This window comes from Luteimonas cucumeris, assembly GCF_007830035.1.
Lineage (GTDB): Bacteria > Pseudomonadota > Gammaproteobacteria > Xanthomonadales > Xanthomonadaceae > Luteimonas_C > Luteimonas_C cucumeris.
The window spans coordinates 1-11,139 of sequence record NZ_VLKN01000016.1 but is presented as its reverse complement, the minus strand read 5'-3'; the positions used below and the strand labels follow the sequence as shown (position 1 = coordinate 11,139).

Here is an 11,139-nt window from a genome sequence, read left to right as displayed (position 1 = left end):
GAAGAACTTGCCGGTGGCCTCGCCGGCAGCGGCCACTTCATCCAGCTGCGCCTTGTTCACCGCATCGCTCGCTTCCGTACCGGCGGCCACGTTGGTGATCTGGCGCTGCAAGGCTGGATGCTCGACGCCGAAGCCGTCGGTCCATGGGCCCGAAGCACCCACGGAAACGGTATTGGCACGATCGGCATGCGAGCCCGAGCCCAGCGCGACCGCGTTCGCCGCGCCGTAGGAGACTTGGCTGCTTTCGCCGATCGCGGTGCCGTTGCTGTCGAAGCTGAAGGCATTGGCGCCGACGATCGTGCTCTCGGGTGCCCATTCGGCCGCAACGGAACCCGCGCCGACCACCGTGCCGCGGAAACTGTCGGCCCGCGCGTTGGAGCCGACCGTCGTGATCTCGTCGACCGTATAGAAGCTGCCCGCACCCGCGCCCACCGCAGTGGCGTTGTTGCCGAGCACCCACGCGCCGAAGCCTGCGGCCAGCGTGTTCCAGCCGATCGCCGCCGACGAGCCGCCGAGCGCGGCGGAGAACATGCCGACGGACTGGCTGGCCCAGCCCAGGGCAACGTTGCCGTTGTCCATGGCCTGCGCGTTCTCGCCGATCGCGACGGCACGAGGGCCGCTCGCGATCGCGTTGCGGCCGATGGCCATCGACGCCCAGCTGCTGGAGACGGCGCCGGCACCGATCGCCATCGCGTAGAAGTAGTCCGCCTGCGCGCCGTCACCTATCGCCATCGCCTGCTCGCCCGATGCAAGCGCACCACGACCGTACGCGACGGTGCCAGTACCGCTGGCCACGCTGTTGGCGCCGGCGGCGACACTGCCTACACCGGAAGCCACGGCGGCATCGCTGCCGTCGCCCGCACCGTCGGCAGCGAAGTAGTAGTTGGCATCGCCGATGCTGTCGGACAGTTCGTCGAGCTGGCCCTTGTTCACCGCGTCGTTGGCTTCGGTGCCGGCGGCGACGTTGGTGATCTGTCGGGTCAGGCCAGTGCCGGCATCGCCGACCGAAACGGTGTTATCGCGATCGGCGACCGAGTACGCGCCCAGCGCCACCGACCCGGCCGCAATCGCCTGCGACGTGTTGCCCAGTGCCACCGCATCGTCGCTCCAGGCCTGCGCGAACTGGCCGGCCGCGACCGAGCCAATGCCTCCGGCGTTGGCACCCGCGCCCAGCGCGGTAGCGCCATCGGCCTGCGCCTGCGTGCCGGCGCCGAGCGCAACGCTGTTCGCACCCCAGGCGGCGTTGTTCTGCTCGATGCAGATGCCGCTGCAGGCCATGGTGCCGCCGATCGCGACCGCGCTGTCACCGCCGGCAGTAGTCCACTGCGAACCGATCGCGATCGAACGGTGCCCGATCGCGGACACGACGCTGCCGATCGCGATGCCCTGGTACGCATTCGCATCGACATAGCTTTCGGTGCCGATCGCGATGCCGCCCACCGCCAACGAGGTCGATACCGCGCCCAGCGCCAGCGCAAAGTCGTTGTTCGCCGTCGCGCTGTGACCCAGCGCCGTCGACCCGTACATGCCGGCCTGGCTCAAGGTCCCCACCGCGGTGCCATAAACGCTCGCGTAGCTGCCCGCGCCGACGCCGATACTGTCGATACCCTCGGCCAGGCTCTGCGTGCCGAGCGCAATCGAGGCTTCGCCCAACGCCTGGCTTTCGCTGCCCTGCGCGATCGAAAGTTCGCCACTGGCCACGCTGGCGTAGCCGTTGGCAACGCTGTTCGTGCCGAGCGCATTGGCGCCGGAGCCGATCGCGGACGCACCGATGCCCAGCGCAAGGCTGTTGCTGCCGAGCGCGGTCGAATAGTCGGCATCGGCGTAGCTTTGCGAACCGTAGGCGCTGCTCTCGACGCCATTGGCGACACTGCTGGCGCCGGTAGCGGTGGCATTCTCGCCGGTCGCGACGGCATCGTCGCTGCCGTCGCCGGCACCATTGACGGCCACATAGCGCGTGGCGTCGTCGAGTTGTGCCACGTTCACCGCATCGGTGGCTTCCGTGCCCGCAGCGACGTTGACGATCTGGCGCTCGTGGTCCGCCGCACCGACCGATACCGTGTTTTCGCGATCGGCGATCGAAAGTCCGCCCAGCGCAACCGCATTTGCCGCGGTGACGCTTGCCGCCGGACCCAGGGCCAGGGTGTAGTCGCCGAGCGCCTGTGCACCGGGGCCAAAAGCCACGGCGCCCCAGCCACTGGCACCGGTAGTGGCAAGGCCCAGCCCGCCATCATGGTTGACGTAGGCAAACATGCTGCCGATGGCGATGGTGTAGGGAGAATCCGCGTACGAAAGGTTGCCCATCGAAATGGAGTTCGAGGCGCCATCGCCAACGCCCGCAGCAAAGCCCATGGCGATGGCGGCACTGCTGTTGGCGCCGATGTAGGCGCCGTAGCCGATCGCGGTGCCGAGGGCGGAAGACTGGTCGACGCTGGCCATGCCGCCCAGCGCCAGCGAATTGCGCGCGGCGGCATTGGACGCGTTGCCCATGGCGTAAGCGCCAAACCCGGATGCCAGCGCACCCGTGCCCAGCGCCGTGCTGTTCTCGCCCAGTGCATTGGCGCCACTGCCGAACGCCGACGCACCGGCACCGAGCGCCAGGCTGCCGCTGCCTACAGCCGTCGAGTAATCGCCATCGGCATAACCCTGGGAACCGTAGGCGCTGCTGCCGACACCATTGGCAACAGCGCTGGCGCCAGTCGCGACCGCCTGGTCGCCGGTGGCCACGGCATCGTCGCTGCCATCGCCTGCGCCGTTGCTGGCCAGGTAACGCGTGGCATCGTCGAGCTGGTCCTTGTTCACCGCATCGGTGGCTTCGGTACCGGCGGCGACGTGGGTGATCTGGCGTTCGTGATCGGCATAACCGACCGACAGCGTGTTGTCGCGGTCGGCCAGCGAATTGGCGCCGATCGCGACGGCGTTTTGCGCCGTGACCGTGCTGAAGGCGCCCAGTGCCGTGGCATGGTCGTTGAAGGTTTCCGAGCCCAGGCCGATGGCGACGGCGCCGGTGCCCATGGCGACGGTGGGACGCAACTCGATTGAGCCGTCGATGAACCTCGCGCCGAATCCGCCGATCGCAATGCCCTGCGCGTCGCCGACATAGCTGCCCATGCCGATCGCGACGCCCTGGTAGGCACCTTCGACGACCGTGGCGCTCAAGCCCAGCGCCACGCCGGCGTCGGCATTGGCGCCGACGACGGCGGCGGCGCCTATCCCCACGCCACCCGCGGCGTTGACGCCCGGAGCCACGCCCCAAAGCCCGGCCACCGATCCGGTGTTGATCGCGACCGACACGTCGGCGCTGGCACTGGATCCGGCACCCATCGCCAGGGCATTGACGCCCGACGCGTTCGACGAGGTGCCTACGGCCACCGCATCCAGTCCGGTGGCCACGCTGCCATAGCCGATCGCGTTGGAGGTTTCGCCCAGCGCGGTTGCGCCCGTGCCGATCGCATTGGCACCCAGCGCACCGGCATAGCTGCTGCTGCCGATGGCGGTGGCGTAATCACCATCGGCCTGGCTCTGGTAGCCGTAAACGCTGCTTTCCGCGCCATTGGCGATGCTGTTCGCACCCGTCGCGGTGGCGTATTGACCGGTAGCCACGGCGTCGTCGCTGCCGTCACCGGCGCCGTTGGCCTCCAGGTAACGCGTGGCGTCGTCGAGCTGGTCCTTGTTCACCGCATCGGTGGCTTCGGTACCGGCGGCAACGTTGGTGATCTGCCGGTCGATCGCCTCATGGCTGGTGCCGAGCAGGTCGGTCCACGCCTCTGCCGCGCCGACCGACACGGTGTTGGCGCGATCGGCAAGCGAACCCTGTCCCAGCGCGACGCTGTTGTCGGCCATGGCGTGACTATTGCTGCCCAGCGCGACCGCGTGGTCGGCGCTGGCCATGCTCGCCGAGCCCAGCGCAACCGCGTCGGACACATTGCTCCAGGTGCTGTAGTCGAAGACCGTTGCGCTGTTGCCGATGGCCACGGTATTGCTGCCGGAGGTATTCGCGGCGACGCCGATCGCGACGCTGTAGTCGCCTAGCGCCCAAGCGCTCTGGCCGATCGCCGTCGAACTCTGGCCCGATGCCATGGTGTTGGTACCGAAGGCCGATGAGCTGTCGCCATAAGCGATCGCGAGTGCCCCGACCGCCGTCGACTGCGAGCCGGCCGACCACGCGCCCACGCCATAGGCCGCACTCCAGTTACCGGTGGCGTAGGTGCTGGCACCGACGGCAGTCGACAACTCTGCCGCCTGCGCCGCCCCCAGCGGCTCGCTGGTACCGCCGTCCGCAAGGATGGGTTGGCCCAGCCCATTGGTGGCCTGGCCACCGATCGCCACGGCGCCGGTCGCACTGGCGGCCGCGCCGTTGCCGACTGCGACCGTATTGAGGCCGGCGGTCTGCGCATTCGACCCGACTGCGGTGGCGCCATCGAGGAAGGCGACCGCGCCCGCGCCGAATGCGGAAGCGCCGTTGCCGATCGCATTGGCACCACTGCCGACCGCCGAAGTGCCTACGCCCATGGCCAGGCTGCCGCTGCCGATGGCCTGCGAATAATCGCCATCGGCCTGACTCTGGTAACCATAAGCGCTGCTTTCGATGCCGTTGGCAACGGCATAGGCGCCGGTTGCCACCGCATGGTCGCCGCTGGCCATGGCATCGTCGCTGCCGTCCGCAGCGCCGTTGGCGGCGAAGTAGTGGTTGGCGTCGGCGACGCCCGTGGCGACTTCGTCGAGCTGTGCCTTGTTGACCGCATCGGTCGCCTCGGTGCCCGCGGCGACATTGGTGATCTGGCGCTCGCTGCCGGCCTTGCCCACCGATATCGTGTTGTCGCGGCTGGCCACGGATTCGTTGCCCAGCGCCACGCTGTTCGCTCCCGATGCGTGGGAGTAGTAGCCGATGGCGACGCTGTCGTCCGCCTCGGCCATCGCCGCGGCGCCCAGCGCGGTCGATTGCTGGCCGATCGCCGCCGACATCGCGCCCACCGAAGTGGAATATTCGGTGTTCGCGCCTGCCAGCGAGCCCACGGCCACGCCGTAGTTGTCCCAGGTCGCGGCCGCCGAGCCGATCGCGACCGACATGTTGCCATTGGACTGGGTCTGCATCATCCCCGCCCAGCTGTTGCCGATGGCGATGCTCATCTCGCCGGTGGCCAGGACGTTCTCGCCCAGCGCCACGCTGCTGTAGCCGGTGGCCTGCGAGCCGTAGCCAATCGCCGTCGCGAACCACTGGTTGGCGACGGTCTGGCCGCCTACCGCCGTGGTCGCCATTTCCAGCGCCTGGCTGTTGAAGCCCATCGCCGCGGACTGCGTACCGACGGCCTGTGCCGCGGCGCCGAGAGCGCTCGCGCCGGAGCCGCTGGCCGCGCTGTTCGAGCCGACGGCCACCGCATCGGCGCCCTCGGCCGCACTGCCATAGCCGTTGGCGACGCTGTATTCGCCGAATGCATTGGCGCCACTGCCGACCGCCGAACTGCCCACGCCCAAGGCCAGGCTGCCGCTGCCGATGGCCGTCGAATGATCGCCGTCGGCCTGGCTCTGCGCACCGTACGCACTGCTGTCGATGCCGTTGGCGACACTGCTGGCACCGGTGGCGGTGCTGTTCTCGCCCGCCGCCATGCTCATCGCGCCGGTGGCGGTGGCGTTTTCGGCCAGCGCATTCGCCTGATGACCGATCGCCTGCGCGTTGTCGCCGCTGGCACCGGCCAGGCCACCGATGGCGACCGCGTTCTGGCCTTCCGCCAGGGTCGCTTCACCGACATCAGGCATGCCATCGCCGTCATGATCGGTCCATTCGCTGCCGCCGATCGCCAGCGCGCCTTCGCTGTTGGCGGCGGCGTTGCGGCCCATGGCGACCGTGTTGCTGCCGTTGGCCAGGCTGTTGTTGCCGACGCCGACCGCGCCATTGCCCAGCGCTACGGCATTCGCGCCAACACCGACGCCGGCTTCGCCGTTGCCGACACGCGTATGACCGCCGAGCGCGACCGATTCGAAGCCACCGGCCTGCGAATCGAAACCCGCGGCCAGGCTGCCTTCGCCAGCCGCGATCGCCATCCCGCCGACTGCGGTCGAACCATTGCTCCACGCTTCGCTGAGCGCGCCGAGCGCGGTTGCGGCCTGCTCGGCCGAGGCCATCGCGGAAGCACCGACCGCGGTGTTGCCGAAGCCGAACGTCATCGCGCCCTGGCCCAGCGCCGTCGCGGCGTGTCCGAACGCCTTCGAGCCCTGGCCGAACGCCGATGAGCCGATGCCAAAGGCGCCGCTTTCCCCGCCCACCGCCGTGGCGGAGTTGCTGGAAGCGAAGCTGTTGGCGCCCAGCGCCGTCGCTTCCCAACCCTCGGCAACCGACTGCCGGCCGATCGCAACCGCGCCTTCGGCTTCGAAGCTCTCGCCGAGTTCATCGCTGACCCACGGTCGCGTCTGCGCGCCGCTGCCGATCGCGATGGCGCCTTCGCCCTGCGCGCTGGCATCGTCGCCATCGCCCGTGCCGTTGGCCTTGAAGTAGTCCGAGTCGAAGCTGTCCACCACCGGTCGCGCCTTGCGGCCTTTGCGCGGGTCGCCGGCGCGCTGCGCCGTGGCGACGATCTGCTGCAGCTGCGCGCAGTCCACTGCGACGCCGGCCTGGCCGGGAAGATTGACGGTACAGGTCGGCTTGCCGGACTCAGCCGCCTGCGCCAGCGGCGCCAGGCTGAAGCTGGCCGACAGCACCACCACGCCAAATGCGGCATGGGCCAGGCGCCGCGGACGTCCTGCCTTGCGGCCATTGGCCGATGCCAGTTCCGACGCAACCACCAGCGCCTGCAGCGAACGGCTCCATACCAGACTGAAAACCTTGTTCATCGACCCTCTCCCCACCTTCGAATTTTTCAGGACAAACGACGCCGTCGACCCCGACACCCGCAACAAACGGATGTGGCCGCTGCATCGAGCAGTTGTTGTCGGAAATCGCCCACCCTGGGCGCATTTGGTCGCGGTGCGCCGACCCGGCGAAACTAAGGCGGGTGCGGATGTGTTGTCACGCACGCCTTGCTCAATCAATACTCACCATGTTTTCACCATCCGCATCGCTCTGGCGGGATGGCCTGCTGCATCGAGGGGTGCTTCTGCAAATGTGGAACGGCTTTGCCCACTGGCTGCGCAGCGCGCCGATCGCCGATCCGGTAGACCGCCGCAACGCACCGGTGATGCAGGTGCTGCTGTTGTTCTACGGCGCGCTGCTGCCGTTGACCTGGGTCTGGCATGCCGTGACCCGCGGCATTCAAGCAGGCGAACCGGTCGTCCTGCTGATGGACATGGTCATCGCCGCGCTGGCCTGGGTCAGCATCGCGATGATCCGGCATGGCCGATTCCGGCCGGCGATCGTGCTGTTCCTCGCGCCACAGCTGATCTCGATGGGCATCACGTTCTTCGCGCTCGGCGTGCAATCGCAGCTGCTCGATCCGGCACCCACGATGTTGACGCTGGTGATCAGCGGCCTGGTGCTGGGACGAAACGCACTATGGATCGCCTTCGGATTGCTGATGCTGGTGTTCGCCACCGGCTTCGTCAGCGATGCGATCCGCGCCACCCAGCTCGGTGTGCCGCTACGCAGGGCATTGGCCAACGCGCCGGTGATCCTGATCAGCTATTCGCTGATCACCATCGTGCTGGACCGCTCGATCAAGGCGCTGCGCGAGAGCCTGGCCGAGTCCGACGCGCGTGGCCGCGACCTGCAGCGCGAAATGGCCGAGCGCGAACGCGCACAGGCGCAACTGATCCACTCGCAGAAGATGGAAGCCACCGGTCGCCTGGCCAGTGGCCTCTCGCATGATTTCAACAACATCCTCGACGTGATTTCCGGCTACGCCGAACAGCGGCACGACATTCCCGACATCGAGAACCGTGATGCACGGGATGCCGCATTCTCCAAGGCATTGGGCAGCGTCGAAGTGGCGGCGGCGCGCGGCACCGCACTCACGCGCAAACTGCTCACCTTCAGCCGCCACGACATGGCACGGCCACAGGTGTTCGACGCGGTCCGGCTCATCGCCGAACTGCAGCCGATGCTGCGGCAGTTGCTGCCGCGGAACATCCGACTGGACATGCCGGACCCGACCGAGCCTCTGCCTGTGCGGATCGATCGCAGCGAGTTCGAGATGATGATCCTCAACATCGCCGCCAACGCGCGCGATGCGATGGAACAGGGTGGCCGCTTCGGCATCCGGCTGGAAGGCAAGCCCGACGGCATCGTCGAGATCGCATTGTCCGATACCGGCCACGGCATGGACGACGATGTGCTGCAACACATCTTCGAGCCGTTCTTCACCACCAAGGATGCGGTCGACGGCACCGGACTCGGACTGGCGGTGATCCGCGACCTGCTCAAGACCGCTGGCGGCAATATCAGCGTGCGCAGCACAGTGGGCGAAGGCACCACTTTTTTGGTGCAGCTGCCTCTGGAGCCGGCGCCACTACCCGGTTGAACGGCACCGGATGCGGGCGCGCAGCGTCAATCGCGACGCTCGTCTTCCAGCACGTAACCTTTACCGTGCACGGCCATCAGCGGCAGCGATTCGCCGCATTGCCGCAGTACTTTCCGGCGCAGGCGGTGGATCAGCGATTCGATCCGGTGCGGATCGTAGTCATGCACGTTCTCGGCCACCGCGGCGACCAGCTTTTCGCGCGTCACCAGCTCTCCCAGCGCGGATGAGAAGCACGCCATGATCCGCTGTTCCGTCTTGCTCAAGGCTACGGTGCGTCCGGTCGGCGAAACCAGGCACCAGTCGTTGGCGTCGTAATGCCAGCGTGCTTCCGGCACGGTTGCGATGCGGCCGCGCAACCTGCGCAGCAGGCTGCGTATCGTCGCGGCCAGCAACTCGACCTGGGCCGGCTTGACCAGATAGGCATCCGCGCCGTGGCTCAGGCCCCTGACCTGGTCGGACGTTTCGCCATGGCCGGTGAGCATGACGATGCCGATGCCCGGCAACAGCGCACGCACCGCCTGCGCGACACTGAAACCGTCGGCATCCGGCAGGCCGACATCGAGCACTGCGACATCGGCCGCGTTCGTCCGCAGTGCTTCATACATCGCCGCGGCCGTGCCTACTCCGACGACAGCGAATCCGTAGCCCGTCAATCCCGGCAACAGGATTTCCTCGCGCAGTTCGGCGTCGTCCTCGAGCAATACGATGCGCGGGGAATCGTCAACCACTGCGGCCATTGTGTCGATCTCCGGCAGATTGCAAGAACACCGCGTGCGCAGCATGCACGCCCATCAGGCGATCCGGGCCTGCGCCGGTACTCTACCCCAGCCTCTCGTTCACCCGCACAAAAAAGAGGAGGCGAAGAACATTCGCCTCCTCTCCAACCAAGCAGTACCTGGTCATGCAGCCCGTCACTCGGTCCGATCAGTACAGCGCCATCACCGAGACGTTGGTGAAGGCCTGCTCGCCGACCATGCGCAGGTAGTACGTGCCGGCGGCCGGATTGGTGATGACCACCGCTTCGCTGTTGCCGGGCCTGGCCGACTTGCGGTCGTGCAGCGCCGCAGTCGGAATGTAGTCGTAGGCCACGTACAGTGAAACGTTGCCGCTGCCGCCGTAACTGCGCAGGTTCAGGCTGCGGGTGCCGGCCGGCACTTCGATGCTGTACAGCAGTTCGTCACCAGCCGCGCCGGTCTGGCCCGGCAGGGCCAGGCGGTTGGTCAGCGGCTCGGCCGTTTCGTCGCCGACATCCTGTGTCGCCGCGAGGGTAGCGGCAGCCGCATCGACGATGCCCGCACCCATCGGTGTACTCATCGGAGGTGCGATCGGGAACGAACGCGCAGTGCCGCGCAGGATGTTCTTGACCTGCGCCGGAGTCAGCACCGGCTTGCCGGCGGCGACCGCTGCGCTCTGCATCAAGGCGATCACGCCGGCCACGTGCGGGCTGGCCTGCGAGGTACCGATCATGCCGATCAGGCCCGGGCCTTCCGGAGTCGTTGCGCCGACATCGCCGGTCGACCAGATCCAGCGGTCGTCGGGATCGCTGCCGCTGGTGGCGTTGCCACCCGGTGCCGACAGCGTCACGCTGGCACCGTAGTTGGAGAACCACGACTTGCCGCCGTCGATGCCGGTCGCGCCGACCGTGATCACGCCCTTGCAACTGGCTGGCGAGTGGTTGGCGGCGTTGTCGCTGTCGTTGCCGGCGGCGACCACGACAGTCACGCCACGACTGATCGCACCATCGATGGCTTCCTGCGTCATCGGATCGTCGTAGCACGAGCCGCCGCCGCCGAGGCTGAGGTTGAGCACTTCGGCGGGGGTTTCGTTCATCGGCACCCCGGGGACTTCGCCGCCGGAAGCCCAGATGATCGCGTCGGCGATGTCGGAGGTCAGGCCGCCGCAATGTCCGAGCACGCGCACCGGCTGTACCTTGGCCTGGTAGGCGACACCGGCGATGCCGCTGGCATTGTTGCCGACCGCCGCAACGGTGCCAGCGACGTGTGTGCCGTGCCAGGAACTGTTGCTGATGCGGCCGCACCACGACGACATGCTGGTATCGGTCCAGTCGCCCGGATCGTGCGCGTCGGCGTCGCGGCCGTCGCCGTCGCCTGCCACGTCCGGATACAGGCCTTCCTCGGTGGTCTGGCCGTAGTAGCTGATGAAGTCGTAGCCGGGCACGATGTTGCCGTCGAGGTCGGGATGGTCGACGTGGCCGGTGTCGAGCACGGCGACGACCACGCCCTCGCCCTTGGAGGTATCCCATGCGGTGGTCGCGTTGATGCCACCGGTCGGGTCGGTGTAGTCCCACTGCAGCTGGCCGAAGTAGGTGTCGTCCGGGATCGTCTCCAGGCGCTGCTTCATGAAATCCGGCTGCGCGTACAGCACGGACGGATCGCTGCGCAGCTGCTTGAGGAAGGCGGCCGATTCGGTGGCGTTGAGTCGGCGCGAGGCGCGCACGAGGTCGGCACCGACGGCAGTCTTGCGTACGTGCTTCATCGACAGCGTGGCGCGCGCGCCGTTGGCCGAGGTCATCGCGCCCGGAACGCGGGCGCTGCGCAGCGCGGCGTTGGCGAGGTCAGTCACCGCGGTCGTGCTGCGGCGCGCAGTACTGCCATCGCGATACTTGACGATGAAGCGGTCGAAGCCGGTCGGCGCCTGCGTGCGCGCCAACGGCACGATGTTGCGGCTT

Annotated in this window: 4 protein-coding genes; 1 reads left to right on the top strand and 3 read right to left on the bottom strand. The window is 67.9% G+C overall.

From position 1 onward, the window contains the following. Positions 1-6,828 (bottom strand): ESPR-type extended signal peptide-containing protein (locus IP90_RS16385; RefSeq protein ID WP_144900747.1); only part of this gene is annotated, 6,828 nt, incomplete at its 3' end. Between the two features lie 257 nt (positions 6,829-7,085). On the opposite strand from IP90_RS16385, the gene IP90_RS16380 reads away from it, so the two are divergent. Then, positions 7,086-8,450, top strand: coding sequence for a sensor histidine kinase (locus IP90_RS16380; protein WP_158635390.1), 1,365 nt, complete (start codon positions 7,086-7,088; stop codon positions 8,448-8,450). Positions 8,451-8,476: 26 nt separating this feature from the next. On the opposite strand, the gene IP90_RS16375 is transcribed toward IP90_RS16380, so the two are convergent. Next, positions 8,477-9,187, bottom strand: coding sequence for a response regulator transcription factor (locus IP90_RS16375; protein ID WP_144900745.1), 711 nt, complete (start codon positions 9,185-9,187; stop codon positions 8,477-8,479). A gap of 187 nt (positions 9,188-9,374) precedes the next feature. Beyond that, positions 9,375-11,139, bottom strand: a 1,765-nt coding sequence (locus IP90_RS16370) for a S8 family peptidase (protein ID WP_144900744.1), incomplete at its 5' end; no start/stop codon positions are given.

Coding starts and splice junctions, on each gene's coding strand:
- IP90_RS16375 (WP_144900745.1), bottom strand. CDS start 9,187: ATGGCCGCAGTGGTTGACGATTCCCCGCGCATCGTATTGCTCGAGGAC.